This window comes from Caballeronia sp. LZ001, assembly GCF_031450875.1.
GTDB lineage: Bacteria > Pseudomonadota > Gammaproteobacteria > Burkholderiales > Burkholderiaceae > Caballeronia.
Map to the genome: position 1 here is coordinate 3,500,608 of NZ_JARTVX010000004.1, position 24,182 is coordinate 3,524,789.

The following is a 24,182-nucleotide window of genomic DNA, read 5'->3' on the forward strand; positions in this document are numbered from 1 at the left end:
CCGTGGAAAAAGATGCGCTCGAAGAAGTTTTGGGGACCATCCACGCTTTGCTTGAAGCAGAAGGTATGTATGAGGCAGCCAACCTTGTGCGCGAACATTCTGCGCGGACCGAACAGACTGGTTACGACAACTGGAACGGTGGTACCGAAATATGGGAGGTCCAGTTTGAGGTGCCAGCACCCGAATTCGCTCGACTTGGGACCAAGCGAGCGCAAATCGAGGAGCAGATTTCAGCACGGTTGAAGCCCGTCCTTGAGCAAGAAACTCAAGATTGGTACTCGGCAAAAATAATCCCGTTGAAGGTGACCCACAAGGATTGGCGTACCGCGGGAATCGCGTTGCCGCGACAAGTACGTCTCAACATCCTGGACGGATTACGATTAAATGACGTTGCTTGGTATGGCCAGCTCGACGACGTCGAGTTTCTGAGCCGCCTGTTTGAACTCGAACAGCTCCCCTCAACGGACGACCGCTTCAAAGACGCCGCTGGCGATATCTGGCAGCATCGAATGAACAACGACGATTGGAGCCGCGACTGGCTGTTTTCCGACAACCGCTTCAATCTCGTGGACGGACCTGCGGAACGCTTCCTTAGATTCCTGTGTGAGATGGTGCATCCGCTGGTGCGGCCGGACAGAGACGATGTCATCAACCTGGTGTCGCTTTTCAATGAGCAAATACGCCAGGTAGGCTGGGAGCTTTTCGAGGAGGAGCGCGTTGCGGGTCGTCCCCGCTTTGCCTATCGTCGCCTTATCGACAGTGGAGCGCGCGTCGTCAACCGCGCCCGAACTGTCTCGGATGCGTTAGACGCAGGTTGGATGGCCAAAGAAATCGAGCGTCTCGAGCACGCTGTGGAGCGAGACCCTGCGTTAGCAATCGGAACCGCCAAGGAGCTCGTGGAAACGTGCTGCAAGACAATCTTGACGAAGCGAAGCGTCGAATTTTCCAAGTCGGACGACCTTGGAAATCTGACAAAGAAGGTGGCGACGGAGCTGAAGTTGGTTCCCGAAGGGATTTCCGATGAGGCAAAAGGCGCTGAGAATATCAAGCTCATACTTCGCAATCTGACACAGCTCACGAACAATCTCGCCCAACTTCGAGGACTCTACGGCACGGGCCACGGTCGCGATGGTCAGCACCGTGGCCTGCAACCGCGTCATGCACGTCTCGCTGTAGCGTCTGCGGTAGCGTTTATTGATTTTATTGCTGAAACGTATCGACAGCGAGAAGTCTCGCGTGCTCCAAGCGAGGAAGGCGACGCGCCGTTGCGTCGCCGTGTGCAAACAATAACGACACGAACGAAATAAAGCCGCAGCGCACACCTCGATGCTTGGAAGTCACAACCTGTCGAACTTGCTCTAATTCTCAGTTGTCGGGCAACAATTTGATGCACGGCTTGGGCTATTTTCGCGACAATAGCGCTTCGCTTTGAGCCGCGCTGTGCTCGCTGAGTTGATAGCTGGTGCGGACCATAACAAAAATCTGAGAGCACTCGCATGCAAATTGTCCGCGTCCGTGTCTGCAATTTCCGAGGCATCAAGAAGGGCGAGGTTCACCTCGATGGCCATTCGGTGTTAGTTGGTCACAATAATGCCGGTAAGTCCACGCTGTTGGAGGCGGTCGACCTTGTACTTGGCCCTGAGCGCCTCGCTCGTCGTCCTGTCATTGACGAGCACGATTTCCACGCCGGGTTTTATGTGGATGTAGACGCCCTTCAGGTGGTTCCGATACAAATCGAAGTCGTCGTTGCGGATTTGTCTCCCGAGCAACAGCGACACTTCCGCGACCACGTCGAATGGTGGGACTCAACCTCTCGGACTCTGTTGTCAGGCCCACCGGCGGAGGGCACTGAAAATCCCGAAGTCGCTCCTGTCTTGCGCGTGTTTTTCAACGGGTGGTACGACACAGAAGAGGACGACTTCAAAGGAGATACGTTCTACGCCCTACCGGAATTGCCGGAGGGCGGGTACGAAAGGTTCACCAATTCCGACAAACGGCGTTGCGGCTTTCTACTCCTGCGAACACTTCGCACAGGCGCGCGAGCATTGAGCCTTGAACGTGGGTCCTTGCTGGATATCATCCTGCGACTCCAGGATAAGCGGCTTCGATTGTGGGAAGACGTGCTGGCCGGTCTTCGCGACATGCCAGTCGGGGAGCAGGAGCAAATCGGTGCTTTGCTTGCTTCCGTTCAGGAAGCCGTGCGGCACTATGTACCATCGGATTGGGCCAACAACCCACATATGCGCGTTTCCGACCTCACTCGGGAGATGCTGCGTCGAACACTGACTGTATTCATGGGTACGGGTGCCACTCGACCTGATGGCACACCATACGCGGCGCCGTATCAGCATCAAGGCACCGGCACCATCAATGCCTTGGTGTTGGCGCTTCTGTCACTCATCGCCGAACTGAAGCAGAACGTTATTTTTGCGATGGAAGAGCCCGAGATAGCAATTCCTCCGTACACGCAGAAGAGAATCATTGCTTCGTTGAGAAAAAAATCAGCGCAGGCTATTTTCACGTCCCACTCGCCGTACGTCTTGGAGGAGTTCGAGCCCAGCCAAGTACGGGTGCTGACCCGCACGAACTGTGAGCTTACGGAAAAAGCAGCGACGTACCCGCCCAGCGTGAAGGCAAAAAGCTACAGAACTGAGTTCCGTACACGTTTCTGTGAAGCGCTTCTGGCGAAGTATGTCCTTGTCGTGGAAGGTCGCACAGAGTACGACGCGATGCCTGCAGCGGCGTCCAGGCTCGGCGAGCTTGAACCCGACTCGTACAGAAGCCTCGACAATCTCGGCGTGGCGATTGTGGATGCGAAGGGGGAAACGAACGTTGCCCCGCTTGGCGCATATTTCAAAGACTTGGGAAAGATTGTCTTCGCAGTTTTCGACAAACAGTCGGCGGCGGGGCTCGATGCAATTCAGAAGGCCGTCCACCACGCATATGAATCGCAGACGAAGGGATTCGAAGATTTGGTCTTGAATCAGACTGGCGAGGTAGCGCTCCGAGCGTACGCACTCGCGGTCGTGGCCGGTGGCGACTGGCCGCAGCATCTCGGCGCGATTACGCCGACATCAACCTCTCGAGCGACAGACCTTCGAACTGCGCTGAGGCAGTATTTCTCATGGGCAAAAGGTGGCGGCAATGCGGGGGAACTTCTAGCATCCTGCGGCACTTCGGCAGACATGCCTCAGTTTGTCCGTAAAACGCTCAAGGCTATAACAGACGTTGTTCAGCCACCTCGCGCTGCCGCTCAAACTACGCCTCCCGTCCCGCCGGTCGCAGCAGCAGTAAGTTTGGCAGCATCGGCTCCACACGTGCCGCCGGTGCCCGTCGTAGTGAATATCCCACCACTGCCACCGGTCCCGCCTGGTGTGTCGGCCCCGCCTATCGCTCCACCCTTTGTTCCACCTGCACCGGTAATTCAGAACGTCCCCGGCGTGCCGCCACCTATTACGGTACCGCCACCAGTTCCACCTGTGCCTGTGGTGGCTTCTTCACCGATGGTGTTGACCATACCGGCCGTGCCCCCCGTGCCCCCCATGCCAGCGGCCGGTCCGACCGACGACGCGACAGCGATTGTGAACGAGTCTAGTTTTCCAAAGTTCGCTCCCGCGCCTCCGAAATTCGAATCATGAGCGAAGGTTGGAGCCCGCAAAAGCTGCAGTTCCTCCAAGCGACGGGACACGTTCTCGCACTAGGTGGCCCGGGGGCGGGTAAGACACACGTCTCTTTGGTGAAGGCACGCGACGAAATTCGAGGGGGCGCGCTCGCAGACGGACAAAAGGTACTGTTTCTGAGTTTCGCTCGCGCAACTGTGTCGAGAATCGCAGAGAAAGCAGCGATGCTCGTTGGCCGCGACGAATTGCGACAACTGGAAATCAACACCTATCATGGATTCACCTGGTCCATTCTCCGGAGCCATGCCTATCTTTTAAACGGCCAGCCGAACATCCAGTTGCTGCCGCCGCCGGATGCGGCAGCGCACCTCGCCGATATCGCGTCCGAAGACCGCGACGCCGAAAAAGAGCGTCTGTTTTACGAGGATGGACGCCTGCACTTCGACTTGTTCGCTCGTATGGTGGCGACGCTGTTTGCAAAGAGCAGCAAACTCGCCCACATCTACTCGAGCGCCTATCCACTCATCATTCTCGATGAGTTTCAAGATACTGATGCCGACCAATGGGCGCTCATTAGGCTGCTCGGCGACAAAAGCCGTCTTATCGCATTGGGCGACCCAGAGCAGCGCATATACGAGTTTCGTGGAGCCGACCCGGCTCGGCTTGGAGAGTTCGCCACGGAGTTTCGAGCGGCACTTTTCGATTTCACCGGCGAAAATCATCGGAGCGCGGGTACCGACATTACCGAGTTCGGCAACGACCTCTTGACCGGAGCAAACAAGGGGAAGAAGTATTCAGACGTACGAGTTCTTGCACATCGCCTGTACTACGACCGCAGTATGCATTTCACAGTAAAAGCACAGGTTCTCCAGGCTCTCGGACGTATCTCCGAAATACCGGAGCATTCACTTGCGATACTCGTACCGTCCAGGGCGTTGATGATTGCTGTTTCCGACTACCTCAGTCGAGCTGAGGACGGACTCCCGGAGCTTGAGCATGAGGTAGCGATGGATGCCGAAGCCCCAGCGCTTGCCGCACAGGTCATCGCCTCTGCCTTGGAGCGGGGCCCAACTGCTGAAGTCTCCGGCGGCATCCTGCGGGCCTTGCATCAACATATTCGAGGGCGTGCTGGTCGCGACAAAATCCCTCGCACTGACCTCGAATTAGCAGGCGCGCTCGCCGGCGACATGGCAGCAGGAAAGATACGGGGCTCGCGGCGCCAAGAGATTGTTGCGGAGTGCCGGCGGCTCGCTGAAGATTGCGCAGCTCACGAATTCAGCGGCAATCCAGCGGACGACTGGCTTGCCGTACGCAACATGTTTGCAGCTTCGGCCGCGCCAACACTATGCCGTGTCGCCGACGACGCGAAGTATTTGCGTCTTTTGCACAGAGGGTCCGCTCTTCGAACATCGCTTGGAATCCTTTGGAAGGAGCAAGGCCACTACGCCGGAGCAGAGCGAGCGATACGGGACGCGCTTCTCGAGCAGCATTTCGCAGCTGCAACGACGAAGACCAAGGGCATTCACGTTATGACCATGCACAAATCAAAAGGCAAGGAGTTTGACGAGGTTATCGTTTATGAGGGCCGCTATCACTCTCGGTTCATGAAGCGACCCGATGATACGAGGAGTGTCGAGCAGGAAAAGCTGGCTCTGCGGGTGGCCGTCACGCGCGCCATGCGCCGAGTCACGATATTGACGCCCGCGGAGGACCTTTCTGGGTTTCTGTTTTAAGCGGGTCGGGCGCGCAACCATTGCCAGGGCTCGGGCCGTTCACCAGCGGGAAGGTTTGACGCCCTCGCTTCTTGTCATCGTCAGCCGGTGTGAACTCTTCTCACCGATTTGTATGCGACCAGAAGCGAAGCGCTTGAGGATATTCGCAATGAGGCGCGAAACATCACTCTTGAACCCGGCCGGAAAAAGGGCTTCCGCAGAAACGAGTGAGACGGACCCGGCTTTCATGACCAAGGGTGGCGCGCCGGTGATGGCTTTTGGCGTCATGGGTGGCAACATGCAGGCGCAAGGGCACACGCAGATGGTTATGCGCCGCGTGCTCCAGGGTGACAATCCTCAGGCATGCTCCGGTGCGCCGCGTTGGCGTATTAACGACAACGCTGACCTCACGTTGGAGCCGACGGTAGCTTCATCCGTTGTCGACGAACTTCGCGCGATGGGGCACAAGTCTACTGTGCTCCATCGACGCGACGGTCAGGCTGTGGGTTGTTAATTGGCTTGATTCCAACAATCTCGATTTCGGCTCGGCGCAGAGTTGCCGACGCAAGGCGCTCAGTCGGCATACGTTGCTGGTTCGGACTGTGGTGAGCCAGCCATCGGCGACGGCGCATAAGCGACTATAGGCCTCGATTGGGTCGTGACAATTTCCTAACCCTGGTGTGGGTTGCTTCAAGTTGCGAAGGTTTGCAGCCGATAATGTGTTTGCGAGCGCTCTAAAAAGGCTGTGAGGGCTCGTACACACCTTCTGTTGTCCGCCAAAATATCGAACCCGTCGCCATGAGGCGACAGCCCTGATAGCCTAGTGTTCGCATGCGCACACATAAATTGTTTCGGGGGTAGACTATCTGTAGCAGGAAGAATGACGAGGTCGCGATATCGCTTTGAATCTTCGTTATGGCTGTAAGTTCATTTTTCGGATTATCGAACGTATGTGCGGCGAAGCGGTAGCCGCGTCTATGCAGAGCCGTAAATGGGGGCGTCATGGCAACGTATGCGGAATACCGCGTGATGACTGTTGAGGCACAGGAATGGCGCGAGTGCGACCGCAACCGCGACATTCAGAGGCTTGCGTCCCGTTTTCAGACTAGCTTGACTCGCGCGGCCGAGTTGGCGGGCCGAGATGCAGTCCAAATCGACTCATCGCCGGCTGACGATTCGGTTTACCGAACCCGACTCTGGGTTGCGCGTTGCCGTGATTTCAGATGTTCTGCGCGCAGAGCGGCCTTTGGCACGGCTCCTCGTCGAGTTGGAACAGGCGGATGCAGGGATGGCGTTTCTTTATTTGCCGTCTTACATCCATATTGGGGCGCTTGCGTCTGTGGACCAGGCGCTTGCAGGACGCGGTTTGCTAGTAAGAAAGAGTCGGCGGTCTGACAGGAAGTCAGTCGACGCTGAAGCTGAGGCCACGCTGGTCGCCCACGCCAACAAGTATTTTCGTCACACTTTACCGAACGTGAGCCGCTTCGTCGACCAAGCTTCGTAATAACGAGTTCTCGCACCTTCCCCTAAAACAGCTTGTGTCTCATGCGACCAAATCGGGGCTCTGATGCCAAGGAATCAGCTGTTAGGGTTTCACCGTGTTGGTGAGCGCCAATACGACTTGTCTGGTCTCAGAACAGGCAGTGTGCGCGACCAGTTCATCCGAGCGTTTTCAATAACGGCAGCCCTACTCAATGATGTTAAAGAAATATCAAGAGTGGTGGGCTCCAAACAGGGTTTGCTCATCTTCGGCGGCGGCGTTTCCGGTATTACTTGCGCTCTCATCGCCGCTCAAAAAGGCGTTCCGGTCACCGTCATCGAAAAACAGCGTAGAGAATTTTCAACGCTCGCGAGGGCTCGCTCCCGTAGGATTGCGCCGTTTGAATACGACTGGCCACGACCAATGCCTGACCCATCGGAGTTCATCGCGCCACCATTCCCTCTTCAGTTTGATTCCGATTCTGCCGCCAATCATGCGGCGACTTGGCAAAGCGCCTTTAACAAGGCTAGAAAATCACTTCCTAATTTAGAACTCCTGCGCAATACGAATGTAAGACACTTCAAATGCACAACGTCAAATGGTTCTGTTCAGGTCAAGGGGCCATGGCCAGAAGGAGCCGGTAAGAATGTAGACCGCGTGTACGGGGCCGTCGTTTCATGTACAGGTTTTATGCGCGAGCGGACTCTCGTTCTCCAGCGAAGGGTAAAAGTTCCCCATCCGACGCAGTCGTGGACATCTCCTGTCGAACTCAGAAGCTACCGTGGCCCCCGGTTCTGGGTTGATGATGACTTTCTTGACAACGATAAGTTTGATTGTCAATCCCGAGGCTCCGTGGAACGAGTGCTTATCTCTGGCGGAGGAGACGGGGCAATGCAGGATTTCCAGCGCGCTGCTACGAAGGAGTTCGGTTTAGCGCTCTTAGCCAAGCTCGAGGTGTGTCTTAAGAGCAGGATTCAAGAGAAGTATCTTCTCCGACTAATGACGGCTGAAGACCGTGCTCGACGAGCGTGTGCGTGGGGAATGTCGAACCCTAACGACCCAGCGCCAGATGGGGAGATGCAAATTTGGGATGCCGAGTACAGAGAGGTCGTTCAAGAAATCTGTCGTGATTTCATCGTGGAATTCGCGACAGAAAACAATATCGTCGACTTACACGGCAATGTAGACGAAATTGCGGCCACAAAACCTGCGTTCCAAAAGCTCGCGGATGAGTTGTTGAGAGACGACTATGATGCGCCGGATTTTCCATATTTCGTCTGGATTACCAAAGAACCTCATCTTGGCTTCGCATATGCACTGAATCGCTTCCTGTCGATGTTTATCCTAACGGTGCTTGAGAAGGGTTTCAGCGCGCCTAGAGCTACTCTAATCTTGGGCGAATCGATACGGCAGATTGTGCGGGACGACCCGAACCGAGACTGCTGTGCGATGCGAGACTGTCGTGGTTACGGGCACCACGTCAGCTTTGCGTCGAATCCGGCGGTTTTTCAACGATTCGAAATTATTGTTGTTCGCCACGGTCTCATCTTTCCGTCCGCCCCTTATCTCGGAAAGCGTGCGCCGGTGAAAGAACAGTTGGTTCCGTATTTCATCATTCCATGACGCCCCAATTCTTCTACGAGTGGCATTGGTGCTGTCAGTAGAAACGGAAATAGCCAAGTGTCCTACAGTGGCTGAGGTGTGGCAATTTTCTTCACTGATGGGACGGCTTGTACTCTCCGTTCTGCGGCCCGGTCTGACATCGACATCAATGCCATTCTCACGAACTGGCCGCCGCTCAAATCATTCAAGATGAAGAGTCAGTCGATGGGCCGGCCGCAGGCAAGTTGCCTGGAGCAGTGGCCTAGACCATCCGACGATTTCGCATCTATGAGAAGGCATTGTTCTTTGCAAGACCTATACGGTACCGAAGCCTCCCACCCTTTTGCAGTCTTTATCACAAGCTATCTCTCTTGTCTAAGAAGTGGAGGAGTTCTGTGGTTGCAGGTACCGCATTTCGCAACGCTATGGGAATGACGCACCATATCGCAGATGAGATGCCTCCTTGGGATGCGGCGAAGACTTAGGTGCACGGATGCTGTCGCCTTTATCATGTTTGATGGCTAGCAAAGACTTGACGGCTGCAACATTCGGACGGCGATAACTCCGGTATTCACGGGTAGGTGGCCAACTATCATTCAGCGCGATACGACTGCGATACGTCCTGAACGAGTGCGACGGCTTCAAAAGTCTAAGCTCTGCGCAGGGCATCTCTCCTTTTGAAGGACTTCTGTGACGCACCGACTCCTCGCGCGTAACGAAGCGCTGACCGATAACCTGTTCCTCGACGCATCACCTGCTGCAACGTTTTCCCGCCCTGACTTTCAAACGCGTGGACAAGTTCGAAATACGCTGTCCACGGATGAATTTCCGGTCTCATCGCCCGCGTCACGCGCTCAACCCGTGAAAGCAGTCTGAAACGCCGACCGTCCGCGCTGAAAAACAGCGACGGATAGTAGGTCCGTCTACCGAGACGAAGGGTGAAAATGCTCCTACGTCTGACCCGCGAGCGGAGCTCGTCTTCAGCGATGCCCGCGCGCAAGCAGAATTGGCTTCCCGTCACGAGCAGTCCGTCTTGAACCAGCCGCCGCCGAGCACGGCGCACGCGACGCATCGCGTCTGAGTCCGACGGGTCGTCAAGGTCTTCGACGAGCATTTTCATGAACGGCGCTCCATCCATGCTCTCAGTCGAACTACGATGATTTGCTTCGCTCTGCGAGGCTACTGACCAAAACATCCGCCAACTCAATGACGGTGAGGGGTTTTTCTTGCAGGTAATGGGGCAAACTCACTCGCTTCTCATTGAGGCCAGCAACAGTAAAGCGTATACCGTCGGCATCGAGCTTCACGTCGACCCAAGCCTCCACCTCTTCAAGGCCGTGGTTCGCCAAGTGCCGCTCGACGACCATGAGGAGAGTATGCGGCGCGACTGGGATGTCATGAGGTGACTGGTAGCCAGGCGACCGAATCGCTTCGAGTGCTCGTGCCCACAGGGGACGCCGTGGGTCGCCTTCCATGGCCGCTGTGTACAGTGGTGCAATCAGCTGAGTGTGCATTGGCTGCTGCGACGCCTCGAAGATTTTCAGGAAGGTACGCGACGCCTCCGCCGCTGTCGCGGCGGCCAACTGACGGACTTTCCGGAAATCCGTGTCGCGGGTGAGCATCTCGATGGGCGTGCGACCACCGAGAGCGCCATTTTTTGACTCCAGAAAGGACAGTCGCTGCGCAGGCAAAAGTGGGGCCAACATTGCCGCGATTTTCGATAGCCGCCGAAGCGGGACCCCCTCATTGCAAAAGATGGCCGGATAGAGCTTCTCCCAGCCAACCGTGAGCGCGAACAGTTGGTGTTTGCGAACAAGCGCGGCAAGTTGTTCCTCACTTACTCCCAGCCTCGCGCGAAAGTCTGCTTCGCGCAATAAGTCACCGCTCGTGAGCATCTCACGATACCGCTCTAGCGCGGCCGCTCGAACGGTGGCCATCGAAAGCCGCCCTGTTCCCGCAATCATCGACTGACCGAGGTCGGAAGCATCAGCGCTTGCAACCAGGACGACAACATTCTCCGTTATCCGTCCATCCGTCTGCTCCTCGAAGTTAGGATTCGGCTCGTAGATTACGGGATGGTAGAAGTCGTCGGTGCTGCCATCAGGTCGCGTTCGGCGCGCACGGACCCAAGGCTGAGCCGGTGTTATAGCGGCGCGGACCACCTCGGCCTCGCCCGCGGTGGCACCCGCTGGCAGCAGGAGAACGGTCGCATCCTGAGGTGCTGGCCCTAAGAGGTGAATAAGCTCACGAACTTCCATTACCTTCCCCTATAGCACGACAGTGGTAAGAAGCCGAATGCGGTCTTACGACTCGTCTTGTCGCCACGCGTGCACAGGCCGTGGCAGAAGCACTTCGCTCACCTCGGTCTCTCAGGACTGGGTCACGGAAGTTTTCGACGCAACTCGCGACTTGCTATGTCATCAATGTGCCGAAATGCCGACGCGACCGCGGCGATGTCTTGGGGCGAGAGTTGGAACACTTCGAAGGCCGACCGCCATCCTTTAACCGCTTCCCAAAGCTCGGAGACCAGCTCACATGCTCTAGCCTCCGACAGTCCGAATTCCTTGCGTGCGCTCAGCGCGTTGTCGAGGGTGGCGTGACGTCCGCTGGTCCCCAGCGAGAGGTGAAGATACCGGTCGCTTGCGACACTTGGTCGTGGCATCAGGTCGAAGGCCGGGCTCAGCCGCCAGCCAGCTACCGAGGCATCCCAGACGAAAGCCGTGTTGCGCAGATGTGCGTCGTCGTTGCTCACAAGAATGTCGAAGACAGCACGCTTAAATAGCTCTTCTGCATCCTGCTTCGTCACGAGCGCGCTGCAGAATTCATACGAAGCTCGAACGACATCGCCGTAGCTGCAATGACGCGAGCTCATCTCGTCGCACCCCACGAGGGTCAGCGCGCTCGCATAAGGGATGCGATAGACCTCCCATCCCGCTTGGGTCTTGGCTTCGGAACATTCTGGGTAATACAACCAACGCCGGTCGAAGCGGCGGCTGAGTAGTACGTGGCGCCGGTCGACCAGATGCTGCAGCGGCCCGTGTCGGTCGCCGATTTCGAGAAGCATGACCAGAGCCGCGTTGAGTCCGGCCCGCGTAGCGAGCCGCTGGGTTGCCCATTCGATAGCGGGAACATTTAGCCGGTCGTTGATGCTCGGGAATTTTGCAACCCACTCCACCCCGTACCTGTCGCGGACGGCCGCTTTCGGCCTCGCCCCGCCAAGACTGGCACCACAATCGAAAATGCTCCGTAGGTCGCTCGGGACGCGCTGCCCGCGTTCTATTAGTGCGGCTGCTTCGGCTAACCCCGGCAGACTGCCCAGGTCAGCGGGCTCGGTCAGCTCGAGCGGGGCGATAGCAGGTCTGAAATCCAAAGCGCCGGCGCGGTCGTGGCCCGAATGCAGAAGATATTCAGACTCTGAGAGCCCGTTGAGGGGCGCGGTAAGTTTGTTCTCGATGACTCGGCGCCCCCAAGCGTCCGGCATGGCATCTCGGATGCTGCCGAACTGCGGCAAGAAATTGGGTGGGTGGAGCACCTTTCCGGCGATGCTGGTAGCGTATCTGAGTGATAGGGCGACGGGGTCGACATCGAACGCATCCTGTCGGTCGAGATACTGGCGCGCGTATTTAAACGTGGACCCAACGAGAACAGTGCCGTCTTCGGTCATCGCCAGTTGGCCGCACGGCTCCCAGTCGCCATCGATGTGCGCAATGACCTCAAACTCGGTGATTTTTGTGTTCATGATGAGAGGTTCCATTTCGGAGCAGCGGTCACACTCCTACATCACGCATGCTTTCCAAACACGCTTGCCAGCAGCAGGTGCTTCGTGCGGACTAGCCGACGTCGCGCACAACGGACTATGCGCATCACGTCAAGGTCGGTGGTGTCCGATGCAGAGAACACTCGCGTGCTCGCAATCGGCCGGACCGTCATGACTTCGCGAGCGAGGCGAACACAGCCTCGGCCACTTCTGCGACAGTAGGCCGCTTACCGGGCGAGGAAAACTTGATAGCCGGTGAAAGTTCGCCCGGTATCGCGACGGACACACTCAGCTCGGTCGCTTGGAGGTCGCAGACGACTTTGGCCTCAGTTTCGAAGGAATCCTGCCCTGCCATGCGCCGCTCGACAATAAGCAAGACCAGGGGCGGACAGCGCGGTACGTTGTGCGGAAACTGATAGCCTGGCGCGCAAACAGCTTCGAGTGCACGTTTCCAAAGCGGGCGCCTCGGGTCCACTTCCGTCGCACATGTATATAGAGTTTCTCGCATCGCTGGGCTCTTTGTTGCCTCGGCAGCGACGACCTTAACGGTGGTCCGACTGAACTCGCTTACCCACGCTTTTGCGTTCTTTCGGAGCTCACGGTAATCGCGGTCATCGGCGAGCAGGTCAACAGGTGCTCGACTCCGGAGCGCCCCTGACCTTGATGTCAAAAAATCGAAGCGCAGCACAGGTGGCGCTGGAACCAAGATTTTCGATACCCCCCACAATCGCTGAAGGCGCAATCCTCTGTTGCAGAGTATCGACGGATAGACCGTCTGACCATCGAGCTTCAATCCGAAGACGGTGCCTTCGTCGACCATCGCGGCGAAGCGCTTCTTGCCGACAGCCAATCCTTTGCGAAACGCATCTTCGCCAAGCAAGTCTCCGCTTTCGAGCATCGTGCAACACCTCTCGAGTGCTTGAGCCCTGATAGCATCTATCGACGGTCGGCCGGCGCCGACCGGCGTGCGCGTTGAATCCGACAGCAAACGATGCTCATCCTGCTTGTCTGCGAGCAGATACACGACCTGCTTCGAGCGGGATAGCCGGACGAACTTCAGTTCTTCAGCTTCACTCTCGCTGCCGCCGCTGGTTGATGACATAAGGACATTCGCATCCTCCGGCACGCGCTCGAGTCGACGCAAGAGTTGGCGGACTTTCATAGCGAATCACCGGAGGTCGAAACGAAGTTCAGCATCGTCTCAATCCCGGGAGTCTTCTTGACGCCATGCATGCACGGGCCGCGGCGGCAGCTCTTCGCTCCCAGTCATGGCGATGACGATTCCTCGTGCGGCTAGGTCCCATACCCTGCCAGCAAATCTGGGGGAGTCGCTAAGCTGCCCGTGCCACTTTGGCTTGTCAAAGCCTTCCCTTACTTCGGTGAGATAGTGCCCGTACGCAGCATCGCCACCTACGTCAATGATTCGCGCCTCACCAAGCGTGCGCCGTCCTTCCTCGCTTCCACCAGAAAGCAGTTCAACGGTGATTAAAAGCACTTTAGCCTCCGGTCTCTTCGTAAGAGAATGTCAGAGCGTGACCACCAGTTGCGGGTCGAACATCTTGTTTTCGAACTCAGGAATTCCATCACGCCGTGATACCGGATATCCACGCGGATTGCAGATGACTCGGCAGTGCCCGACGGCGTAGTCCGATGAAGTGTGCAGATGACCGTGAACCCATAGGTCGACGTGCTCCATCAGCTCAGTCAGGTCGCTTGCGAACGATGGATTGAGCGGGTCATTTGCGTACCGCGGGACAATCGAGCGCGGATGCGGTGCATGATGCGTGACGACGACGGTGCGGCCAGCGTAGGGTTTCGCGAGCTCACTCTGAAGCCATACACGGGACTTGCGATGGATTGCAAGCGAGTACTCGGGCGAGAACGCACGGCTATTGCCGGACTTATAGATGCTGTACTCGGGCATAAGTCGCGCGGCCTCCAGCATTGCTGTCCGAGGTGACCCGTACAGTGCGAAGTCCGTCCATAGGCAACAACCCAAAAACCGAACGCCGTTATATTCAAGTGCGTCTTGCTCAAGGTAATGCACGTTCGTCCCTAACGCCTGTTTCCGCATAGAACGCGACAGGTCTATCAGATGGCCTGACCTCGCTTCATGATTTCCATGGACCAGGATGACCGGTTTTGACCACGAGGCAAACCTTCGAACACCGTCTATCGCTCGAGAGATGTCGCCAGCCAAAATGAGAAGGTCGGCGGAAGGAGCCGGTGGCAGCATCATTTCATCTCGTGATTCTGCCGACAGGCGCTCGAGATGAATGTCGCTCGCTATTTGAAGGTTCATAGCATCTGTCACCAAGCGAGGAGTGTCCGAAGTCGTTCAATCACCCACATGGTTTCTTGCCGACTCGTCCATGTTTTTGATTCGACCGCGGTCGATACTCGCCCAAGTACTGCGTCGTGAGAACGGTTCACCGCGTCATTTATCGCGATAGGGCAGAGCTGTTGTGCGAGGTCCTCGCAAAACTCGTAGCGCTCGGCTCGCACTTCATCGGATGAGCTCTCCCGATAACGTCCGTCTTTGCACAGGACCACGCAGACCTTTGGTTGCCTACCTGCTACCACGCCGAAGGCGGGACGAGGAAAGTTATCAGGTACAGCCGGCTTGTCGGGGACGTTTGCCATATTCGCGGAGGCTGTGAGTGCACCACCACACTCCAACTGTTCGTGTTAAAAGAGAGAAGGGTCCTGAGCAGCGCGGAGGTTATTGATTCACCTCTTTCGTTTTGGGCACGATGGAAAGAAGCTGGCAGCGGCCGCTACAGATTTTCGGATGGCAGAGGATGCCCGCTCCGTTGTTCTGCGATGGTGACGGTGCTCCCCACAACAAGGGAAGCGCGACCGCGGATGCTGCGATGTCCGCCTCCGTTGGATAATTTCGGAGCGCGTTCATCGCGACGGTTCGCACCAGGTCCCACATAAGAGGTTGCTCGGACGCTTCGAGGGCCTCGAGGATGCGTCGTGTATCAATGACAGCTTTCGTTCTGTCTTGAGGCCGACTCATACGCGGTACCCCCTGACCAAAGGCGGCGGCAGTTCGCGTTCCTTTGCCGTCTGAGCCGTCACATCCCAGCACCGAAGATAGTCCTCGACGTCCTTTACGTGAAGCAGGTACTCAGTCGTCACGTCCGAAATTTCGCGCACCGCATTCCGCCGGCACCATTCGAGAAGAACGTACTGCGCGTCGATGGCCCATCCTGGCGGTCCGATGAGGCGATAGGTGCGCCCCGTGGACGAATGCGCAACCCGGGTCTTCATGTCGAAGTCGGAGATTTCGGAACTGATGCGCGCGTCCAGCGTATCGGTTCGGATACCAAGAAGGTGCCGTTGCTCGCGCTCCGGCTCGGTTTCGATAACGCACCATTCTTCCAGACAGATTTCCGGCTCGAGGTCGACAGGGAGGGTCGCCCAAATAGCCATTGCAGCCTCCAGCGGTGGGGCAATGAAATCGGTCAGCGTCGCAAATGGACGTCTGACTTCATTGCGCAGGAGGGTAGGGCCGACTTATCGTTCTGCTTTTTCAGCGCCTTGCGATGAGATACTTATCTCAGAGTAGGCGATGTCGCCACCGCGTCAAGGGCTTTTTTCTCGTTAGACGATAGCTTTGTCGGCTGTCTTCAGAATGTCTGTGAAATCGCAGTAGCGTTCTAGAGAATGCGACCGCACGATGAAGAGCAACTGCAAAGCCAAGGAAAGCGGAATGGTACCTGTCATCACATGGCTCTCGAGAGCCTGCTCCGTAATGTTCGTTCCGAGTCTGCCCAGTTGGTCTGTAAGCAAACCGAGGCTTGTAATGCCGCCCTCGCGAAGTTCGACGAGGACGACATCGCGGGCGCGCGTGGGCCAATCGCCTCCTGCAGACAAGCTCGCACGCCAGAGCTCAGGCACGGTAGCCGACATGAGCGAAAGGATGTGCAGCAGCGAGCTTAGTCGGAGACTGCCGCGATTGATGCGCAGAACTAAGCTGCGCTCGGTCTCGTCGACCCCATCGCTTGCGAGCAGCTGTACAAGCGATGAATAGGTGTGCTCCTTGCGTGCCATCGCAACGCGCACGACGCGGCACGCAAGCCGCGCCCACGGAGAGTCAGCTTCGCTCATAAAATCCTTTGCGTTTTGAAGAGCGACGAGCTATGTTGAAGGTGAGATAAACATCTCATCCGAACACCGGCCGGAAAAAGTCGAACTACTGCAACCTCCCGGCCGCCTCACTCGTACCCGGACATTTTAATTGATTCGGGACGGTCGCCTTGCCCTCAAATAGGGGGTGCGCTATGGCAGGTCGGAACGTTCTTTATCTAACGGTCGAAGGCGTTTTGTTTCCACTGGCCGCAAATCCGGCTGGCCGGCAGGTTAAGAGGGGCTTCCCTTGACGCACACCTGCATCGGCTCGCTGAGCTACTCAAGTCCGAAAACGACGTGCAAGTCGTGCTCAGCTCAAGCTGGGTCGCTAAACATGGCTATCGCACAGTGCTCGACACTCTTCCAAGTGCGCTTTCCTCGCGGGTGGTGGGAGCAACTGCGCCTGGGAACAAACGGCTGAGGCGGTTACGAGAAGAGGTTCCATCGCGTCGCGACCTTCTCGAGCGAGACCATCTTAGACGCGAGCCCGACGCGGTTTTCCTTGTCGATTGCGACGCTCGATATGTCCCAGTACAGCTGCGGGAAAAAGCCCTCATCGTCGAAAACGGGCTATGGCGCGCCCAAGACGACACATGGGTTGCTATAGCAGAGCGGCTTAAGTCTTTGACTTTGCGAGGAATTACCGCGAGGAGAAATAAGGTGCAGAAAAGCTATTGACGTGCGCTCACCCATCGACGCATAATCCGATGCCAAGACGCAATAATCGCAAGATAGCTAGTATCTTAGCTAAGTTATTTTAGATTCTCAAGCAAAATTTGAGAGGGCGTCGTGTCCACTTTAGAAATGTTTCGCGCAAAACAGGTCAGAGCCTTGCCCATTAAGGGTTTGGGCCGCGTGCGAGCACATCCTAAAGAGCGGCTCGCAAATTTTAAATTCGGTGATTTTAGGTTGTGCCGCACGCAGAAGACGCGGCGCGCAAGCCACTGCGCTTAGATGCTCAGTCCCTTGCTCAGAAAGGCTCTGGCGACTTTGCGCAGGTATTTTCTAAAATGATTTCCGGGCCGACCTGTCCGCCTCGCATCTGATGCGGCTTTCGCCGGGAATGCGGGAGCAATCTTTGACCAACTTGACGAGGACACGAACTAGCTGGCGAAACGTGTACCCCTGAAAAGAGAACGGCCCGTACGGCTGCAACCGTACAGGCCGAATGGCGTACCCCTTTCGAGGCACCCACGCTTTCGCGCGCGAAGGGTCTCACAGGGGGAGCACCCTGTCAAGCGCAGATGTAAGCGCTTGATGAATTCGGAGAATGAGACCCGATGAATTCCTCTCGCCTGCCACTCGCATCTGCCAACTTAAAGCGGGTAGCAGATGTGCGCCATGCTGCCCCACTCCAGGGAATGAGCGACTCGGCATCGCATACCTTCGAAATCCCGCTACGCTTCCTCTCCCATCCTTCCTCGCGCCTATTCGTTAGACCAATGTTTGTTGATTCGTCCCGCGAGGCTGCTCGCTACGAGTCTCGCTCCTTGCGCATGAACGACTCAATCGAATAGTTGACCCATCCGACCTCGGGCTCCTGAAGCGCTGCGACAAGTAGCGTCTATGTTTTAGTTAAGGCGCGGGACAGCAAATGTGCCGTTTCAAAATCGACCAGATTTTCTTATCTCAGGCTTATATCCGAAGGAGTACTGTGTATGTATAGCAAGCGCCAAGGAAAGTCAGCGTGTCCTATCCTCGTGCGGCTGCCAGTTAAATTTGCCGACAGATGCAACGACAAAGTCGAAACGCCACGCAAGAAATACGAACAGTCCTACCTGGCGACTAGAAAAACTCTTACATTCGCAAAGCACAGCCAAGCAAGGAACCGTAGAGCCATACGTCAGGCTCGGACGAGGCTTCGAGCCATGCTCGTACAGTTGGGGAATAGCTATTACACGAAAAGCTTTGAAAGCTATTCCTTCCTTCGGAATGGGTGCCTAAACTCACCACGTTGAGAACCATGAACCTAGACCGCAAAACTGTCTTTCTAATCGGCTTCCTTTTGGCTCGACGCACGGGGTTGAAACGGTTGGTTGAGAAACGTGTTCATACAGCGCGTTGGATGGAAGTATTGCAAGCTGCTCCCTTTCGCAAGCGTCTCGAGAACCTTGTCGTCAGAGTCAAGTAAAGCCGGCAACCTACCCAGCTACACATCTACGGACTATGCAAGCAGAGTCTGAAATATTAAATACGGAGTACTACCGTTAGTCGATTTGAGGAGCGAGAAATGCGTTCGTCGGCTGAGTGTGATGTCGTAGATGATGTCGTCCCACTGGAAGAAGCCTCAATCTCACGTGAAGTTGTCACTAGTCGGAACATTGCGGAGATACGGGAAGCGTCAAGAACGCGTTTGCAGGAAGCGATTCGAGATAGGACGACCGCCGAAGTGGAGCAACAACTGTCGTACTGCGCCGTTCCCGACGTGGCACGACAACCGGATGCAAGCAGCGATGCAAAGAAGAATGCATTAGCGCTTTACCGTCAGTCGTTCTACGCTGACGACGATACAGTCGAGTTCACCTACTCCATTATTTCGGCGTTTCGCCACTCCATGTCTAGGCGCAACTTTGATGACCCGGACTATCGCGAGTTTTTTTTCAACATCGACAAGATACTGAAGGGCGATGCCTTGCGTCCCATCCCAACCTGCGTCCGCGCTCTCCGGGACCTATTTTTTATCGTCGAGGCGCCCCCTTTGTGCGGCAAGACTGCATACATAAACCGCTTGCTGCAGATTTTCGATACACCTTTTCGATTCTATGGAACCGGAAAGCAACCAGCTTACATGAGCATAGTCCCACTTCTCTCCATTTCTTATCCAAGTTGCGGGACAGTAGAGGGAATGCTTCGCGAGATTCGGTATCGCGTCATAGAAAGGGTTGGACGAGTCGACACCTTGAAAGATGTCATCCCCGAGATTGCCGGTCAGGATAGCGTCAACGCCATCATCTCTCTGTGCGTCCAAGTCAACGTCGGTGTACTTGCTATTGACGGTGCGTGTTTCAAAAGTCTCGCTGGTCAGCCGCAGGAGGTGGTGGATATGCTCGTTAAGCTGCAGCAGCGCTCCGGCATAGTCGTCGTGTTTGCTGCAACACCTGTTTTCCTGCACTGTCTGTCCCTAGCGAAGGGCGGTTCGTCAAGCTTTCTTAGCGGTCAGAGGCTGAATCTGGGCTCTCTCGGGAACGTGGCCGACGCGAACGGAAATCCTGATTCAACGAGTACCCTCTATCAGTTCGTTTCTCGAGCGTGGGCTTCAGGGGTGATTTCCTCTGAAACTTCGATGCCTATTGAATTACCCCTATGGATGGCGAAACTCGCGCTGGGCAGGAAAGGCTGGACCATGCAAATCATGGAGGGCCTGCATCTCAAGGTCGCAAAACATCCTGCACTGATACAAACGTTGAACTATGAATACATTGAGAAGCTCGCGCTACAAAAGCTCGCCTATCAACTGCCAACAAGGGCAGCGCTCGTGCATTGGGCGGAACGCAAAGATTTGGAGGACGAGCTCGATTTCTACAACTACATCGACCACTTCCCCAAGACCATCTTCAACGTAAGGAAGTTCAAAAACCTTCTTCATGTGCGGACGTAAAGATGCCTCAAGTCGAGCAAATCTCGTTGATGGTGCCGCCGTTTCCGAAAGGCCAAATCATCAACGACTACTTGGTCAATCTGCCGCGTACAGACAGCGGACGTCGTCTCGTGGTCACATGCAAAAGGCTGCTTGAGCGAGCCCCCAGTCTCGACAGCATGCCGAACGGCTTGCGTGAGTTTCATCGCGTCATCGGCTATCTCTATGACGACCTCGAAGGAATAGCAAGGAATCACCTCGCCATCGAATACTACTGCTGTGGACTTCCGTCGCACAAAATTGCGGACCAGTTCGAACGGGTTTACGGCGTTCTCCCGGGACCAACAAGGCTGACTCGCTTGCCGGTCTTATTTGGAGCTTCGGAGCGAGAGTATCTGTCCTGCCCAGAATGTAATCGGGAGCAATTGCGCGAGGAAGGCTTCACTTTTATCCATCGAAGAACCGGCGCGCCGTTCGTCGACGTGTGCTACCTACATGCTTGTGATTTGCGACCGACGAGCAATCAGATGTTCTTGTTTGACCAAGCCTGCCGAGAACAACGTAGCCGATACCAACTCACCATGGGGATGGAGTTTGCGAAACGAGTAGGGGACTGCATGGAGATTCCAGCCTTGCAGTCGCCCTACCGCAAATGTTCTGTGAAGGAGGCCTTGCGCCGCTCTGGCTGGGTTCGAAGCGGAGGGAGATTGCACCTATCAAAGCTCCTTTCAGACTTCACCTCGTTCTATTCTGGTGCGTTCGCTGATTTACGGCTTCGGCATCTAACCCAGACGGACAGCCACATCGAGAACGCGTTGAGGAATCTGATGCGCGAAACGCGAGCTGTACACCCCATCTGGTGCATCTTGCTGAAGTGGTTCACGGACGGTTGCGAGATTAAGGCGGAACGACCGCAGGCTGTCCCTCTCATGAAACCTGCGGAACCTTCAAAAGAGGAATTATGGGCGCTCCTTCAGGAGCACGGGAGCATCGCACGAGTCGCAACGGCATTATCAATCAGCGCTGCACGCGTGGCTGTTCTGTGCAAGCGGTACGGGCTTCATGCAGCCTGGCGGCCGAAGTTCATTGACGGCTCTTTGCAAGAGGCCATTAGTGTCGCCCTGAAAGGAGGCGATTCTCCGAAGGCAGTACAAGCGCGGTTTCGAGTATCGCTCACGACCGTCTATCGAATCCTGTCGTCTATGCCGGAGCCAGTTGAGGCAAGTAAGCGCGCGATTGCCGACCGCACCGCCACAGCGAAAAAGGTGTGGTCTAGTGCTCGGACCACGAACCCCGTGTTGCCGATGTCCGAACTCCGGCGACGATTCCCAGCGACATGGGCTCAGCTTTATCGACAGGCGCAAGTGTGGCTGAAGTCGCACTCCGACAGCAAGCCCACCAGCCGGAGAAACTGCAAACAGTCGCAAACCTCTAGCCCTGTCTTGGCGCGCTTCGCTCAAGTTATCAACATCGCTGAGGCGGCCTGCGACGACGGGGAGAAACGTCCTTTGAGGAAATCACTCAACCGAGTACGGCACCTCCTTGGGGTCTCAGAGTACTCGTTCAGAAGTGGCCGTCGTCGCTTGGCAATGAGCCCACATGGAGAGTGTGCGACGAACTTCGTCAGACGTCGTGTTGACTGGGCGGTTCAGCACGTGAGCCGTGTCGGAAAGCGAAACTGGGCACTGGCGAAAGCGGCTCAACTGCGGCAATCAACAGTGAATCGCGTCCTTAAAGGAGCGGCTGAAGACTAAGCTCACATTCAGGAGGTGAAATTGGCGTTATCGGTCGAGGGTTCATATCTCTACGCGAGACACATCGCCGAAGAGGAGGATTACAACGGTTTTCTCAAGATACAGTCAACCATACGAGGGTTTCCAAGTGTCAAGGTCACGTCATCACTTATTCAAAGACCGGAACTCGATATTCCATGGTTCGTTCCGAAGAATGTTCGAGCCGCCGTCGAAGCGTTTTGGATGTGCCTGCCACCGGTTACCGAGACGCTTGAACGACACACGCGCATGCCGGTCGATTGTGCGTTCAAAACTGATGCTGAAATACGTGACTTGATTGCAATCCGGGTCGATGAGCCTAAGCGGCCCGGTGGCGTGCACACAAACAGGAAAAGTCGACTTAAAGTCTGTTTGGACTGCATCGAAGAAGACCGAAAACAATACGGCTATGCCTACTGGCACCGCCTAGCGCTGATGTCTGGTATTGAGGTATGCCCACGCCATTCAACAATTCTTTATACCTTGTGCGATAAGTGCGAGTTTGTAAATGAGACGACAAAGGTTGCTCCCTGGATACCTGGAAACCGATGCAGATGCAACGGCCCGCTGACACCTTTAGGAAAGCTCTCGAAACGAGACTTTGCTGTCGCCCGTGATATCGCAGAGATGGTCCAGCAATTATTGACCAAAGAATATCGTCCACAGGGCGCAAGCAATGCTCTGGTCTCTACCTTCAAACATCATTGCACTCGACAAGGCAGTGAGGGAAGAGCTCCCATGACAATTCTCAGGGAGATGTTCTTAGACAATCTTGGAGAAAATTACCTAAAAAGATTAGATATCCGACCGCATGTTATCGGTAAGCTACTTACACCACTATCGCCAGGGAAGTCATTCGCAGACCCATTCCTAAACATAATTGGTGTCTACGCCGCCTTCGGGGGGTGGCAGCGATTTGAGCAGACTACCTTATCTGATTTAGGTAACCGTAACGAGAGCGAATTGGAATCGAGTCACGAAATCCGAAGAGCCGGCGTTCGAAGTAGCGAAGCAACAAAAAAGTACATGAAGGAATACCTCAAGGGGCGCTCGACGCGAGCTTATCGTCAACAGTTTTCGAAGCTCTCTGCACACGAGTTGGACGAGCTTAAGACGAATGCTCGCACATGGTTGACCAGTATCCTTGAAGAGTTTCCTTGTATAACGAGGACCCAACTCTACAGACGAAAAAGGGGAACAATTTATCTCGCGTTCCTCAGGATTTGCGATGAAGAGTATTATCAATCGGTTTTGCCTGACGCATTCAATTTGACCGATGAATCTATCGAGAAGCGGGTTGCACAAATCTATGCGCGCCGAGCTTATCTTATTTCAACTGTACCGGGAATGCGTGTAACTATGGCTGCACTACGGACTGGTGTTCCGATGGCTAATGGGCTACGTACTAGGCCTGAGGAACTAAAAGTGGCCTTAAGCGAATGTATTGATTCAGATGAAACCTACAACAAGCGGTTGATACCGCATCTTTGCCGTGCCATTCGTTCTGTGAAACCAAAGAGCCGTTACGGCATCGAGGAAAGCTTTTTGTCTCTGGAGGTAAGAGAATGCAATCAGAGAATCAAGCAAGCAAAAAGATTGTTGAGGGAAACCTCATTGGGATTGGCGACTGCAGTCTTTTGCCATATTCGCGAGGGAAGGCGAAGGCGCTAGCCGCTTCAAACGAATTCGTTGACCCGACGGGAACTGTTCTCTGATCAGGTTCCCAGCATCTTAGGCGGCTAGGTGGAAGACCCATCCTTCAATGGCCGCCTGTCCTGCCGCCTCACGACCCGAGGGGCGTAAGCAGTGCAGGGGAATTTCGATGTTGGAAAAAGGCTTGTGCGAGCAAATTAGGTGTCGCTGGCGCCTACCGAAGCAGGAAGGCTGGCGGGAGGACGTGGTGTCATTCACATCTTGAAGAGACGCTGCTGAGGTTTTTCGATATGTGCCCGTATGTTATCGAAATCCGTACCCAATATCCTGCCCTGGATTTCGAAAAGTTCGAGCGATATCTCCGAGCAGGAAAGCGCTTCGCGCGAAAGGACATCATGACGATTGACTTCATGCTCACCCTTCGTATTCCGGGTTACCCATACTGTCTGTACCACGCAGTGTCGGGAAAGCCCGCAGCCCTCCTGTATGAGCCCGACGTCGAGTCGCGTCATGAGCGTGAACGTACCCGAGTAGAGGAGTGGAGCACTCACGAGGTTATGACTGACCTCACGATATCGCCAGTGGAGCATGTGAACCATCGGCGCTTGCTCTCCTACATGATGCACACGCGCAATATCGAGGATTACGTCCTACCAGCTGCAGAACTCGCTCGCGCTCTGGCGGCATCGAAAGCAAAGGGGACGCTGGACCGTGTGCTAACAATGGTTGCAAAACGGCTGGGATGGGACCAGCTCGCTGCTTACAGAATTTTCGGCATTGCCCATTTCCTCGGCTATCTCAGATGGAATCACGCGCATGAGTTGCATCGACACAAACCGATGATGTTGCTCAAGTAATAGTTGCCTCGTAGG

General features: G+C 55.6%; 18 protein-coding genes. 11 read left to right on the forward strand and 7 right to left on the reverse strand.

Annotated features, from left to right (window positions below; translation table 11 throughout):
* The first annotated feature begins 2 nt into the window (after window positions 1–2).
* From P9292_RS27305 to P9292_RS27330, 6 genes are all read left to right on the forward strand, one after another.
* On the forward strand, window positions 3–1,307 hold the full coding sequence (locus tag P9292_RS27305; protein ID WP_309962185.1) for an abortive infection family protein: 1,305 nt from the start codon (window positions 3–5) through the stop codon (window positions 1,305–1,307).
* A 189-nt stretch (window positions 1,308–1,496) separates the two neighbouring features.
* On the forward strand, window positions 1,497–3,638 hold the full coding sequence (locus P9292_RS27310; protein WP_309962186.1) for an AAA family ATPase: 2,142 nt from the start codon (window positions 1,497–1,499) through the stop codon (window positions 3,636–3,638).
* Window positions 3,635–5,353: an ATP-dependent helicase gene (locus tag P9292_RS27315; RefSeq protein WP_309962188.1), complete on the forward strand. Its 1,719-nt coding sequence runs from the start codon at window positions 3,635–3,637 to the stop codon at window positions 5,351–5,353. The genes P9292_RS27310 and P9292_RS27315 overlap by 4 nt, the downstream gene beginning before the upstream one ends.
* 148 nt (window positions 5,354–5,501) lie before the next feature.
* A complete protein-coding gene (locus P9292_RS27320; RefSeq protein WP_309962190.1) occupies window positions 5,502–5,846 on the forward strand; it encodes a gamma-glutamyltransferase in 345 nt (114 codons plus the stop codon).
* A 627-nt stretch (window positions 5,847–6,473) separates the two neighbouring features.
* A complete protein-coding gene (locus P9292_RS27325; protein ID WP_309962192.1) occupies window positions 6,474–6,836 on the forward strand; it encodes a hypothetical protein in 363 nt (120 codons plus the stop codon).
* Between the two features lie 63 nt (window positions 6,837–6,899).
* Window positions 6,900–8,435, forward strand: a complete 1,536-nt coding sequence (locus P9292_RS27330; RefSeq protein WP_309962193.1) for a hypothetical protein — start codon at window positions 6,900–6,902, stop codon at window positions 8,433–8,435.
* Window positions 8,436–9,565: 1,130 nt separating this feature from the next.
* Here P9292_RS27330 and P9292_RS27335 read toward each other — a convergent pair.
* From P9292_RS27335 to P9292_RS27365, 7 genes are all read right to left on the reverse strand, one after another.
* The gene (locus P9292_RS27335; RefSeq protein ID WP_309962196.1) at window positions 9,566–10,672 is read right to left on the reverse strand and encodes an antitoxin Xre/MbcA/ParS toxin-binding domain-containing protein; all 1,107 of its coding nucleotides are present in this window, start codon (window positions 10,670–10,672) and stop codon (window positions 9,566–9,568) included.
* A gap of 122 nt (window positions 10,673–10,794) precedes the next feature.
* The gene (locus P9292_RS27340) at window positions 10,795–12,153 is read right to left on the reverse strand and encodes a type II toxin-antitoxin system HipA family toxin (protein WP_309962198.1); all 1,359 of its coding nucleotides are present in this window, start codon (window positions 12,151–12,153) and stop codon (window positions 10,795–10,797) included.
* Window positions 12,154–12,340: 187 nt separating this feature from the next.
* A complete protein-coding gene (locus P9292_RS27345; RefSeq protein ID WP_309962200.1) occupies window positions 12,341–13,333 on the reverse strand; it encodes a hypothetical protein in 993 nt (330 codons plus the stop codon).
* Between the two features lie 363 nt (window positions 13,334–13,696).
* On the reverse strand, window positions 13,697–14,473 hold the full coding sequence (locus P9292_RS27350; protein WP_309962202.1) for a metallophosphoesterase: 777 nt from the start codon (window positions 14,471–14,473) through the stop codon (window positions 13,697–13,699).
* 420 nt (window positions 14,474–14,893) lie between these two features.
* Window positions 14,894–15,193 (reverse strand): BPSL0761 family protein, encoded by a 300-nt coding sequence (locus P9292_RS27355; RefSeq protein ID WP_309962204.1) that lies wholly within the window; start codon window positions 15,191–15,193, stop codon window positions 14,894–14,896.
* Window positions 15,190–15,609: a hypothetical protein gene (locus P9292_RS27360; RefSeq protein ID WP_309962206.1), complete on the reverse strand. Its 420-nt coding sequence runs from the start codon at window positions 15,607–15,609 to the stop codon at window positions 15,190–15,192. The genes P9292_RS27355 and P9292_RS27360 overlap by 4 nt, the downstream gene beginning before the upstream one ends.
* Before the next feature lie 171 nt (window positions 15,610–15,780).
* Window positions 15,781–16,287 (reverse strand): DUF6471 domain-containing protein, encoded by a 507-nt coding sequence (locus tag P9292_RS27365; RefSeq protein ID WP_309962207.1) that lies wholly within the window; start codon window positions 16,285–16,287, stop codon window positions 15,781–15,783.
* 279 nt (window positions 16,288–16,566) lie between these two features.
* Between P9292_RS27365 and P9292_RS43280 the strand changes: the two genes are divergently transcribed.
* The 5 genes from P9292_RS43280 (at window position 16,567) to P9292_RS27385 (ending at window position 24,167) form a co-directional block, all read left to right on the forward strand.
* Window positions 16,567–16,986: an HAD domain-containing protein gene (locus P9292_RS43280; protein ID WP_409015418.1), complete on the forward strand. Its 420-nt coding sequence runs from the start codon at window positions 16,567–16,569 to the stop codon at window positions 16,984–16,986.
* A 1,552-nt stretch (window positions 16,987–18,538) separates the two neighbouring features.
* Window positions 18,539–19,906 (forward strand): hypothetical protein, encoded by a 1,368-nt coding sequence (locus tag P9292_RS27370; RefSeq protein WP_309962209.1) that lies wholly within the window; start codon window positions 18,539–18,541, stop codon window positions 19,904–19,906.
* A 2-nt stretch (window positions 19,907–19,908) separates the two neighbouring features.
* The gene (locus P9292_RS27375; protein ID WP_309962211.1) at window positions 19,909–21,639 is read left to right on the forward strand and encodes a TnsD family Tn7-like transposition protein; all 1,731 of its coding nucleotides are present in this window, start codon (window positions 19,909–19,911) and stop codon (window positions 21,637–21,639) included.
* A gap of 21 nt (window positions 21,640–21,660) precedes the next feature.
* The gene (locus P9292_RS27380; RefSeq protein WP_309962213.1) at window positions 21,661–23,328 is read left to right on the forward strand and encodes a TniQ family protein; all 1,668 of its coding nucleotides are present in this window, start codon (window positions 21,661–21,663) and stop codon (window positions 23,326–23,328) included.
* 539 nt (window positions 23,329–23,867) lie between these two features.
* Window positions 23,868–24,167, forward strand: a complete 300-nt coding sequence (locus P9292_RS27385) for a hypothetical protein (RefSeq protein ID WP_309962214.1) — start codon at window positions 23,868–23,870, stop codon at window positions 24,165–24,167.
* Window positions 24,168–24,182: the final 15 nt, after the last annotated feature.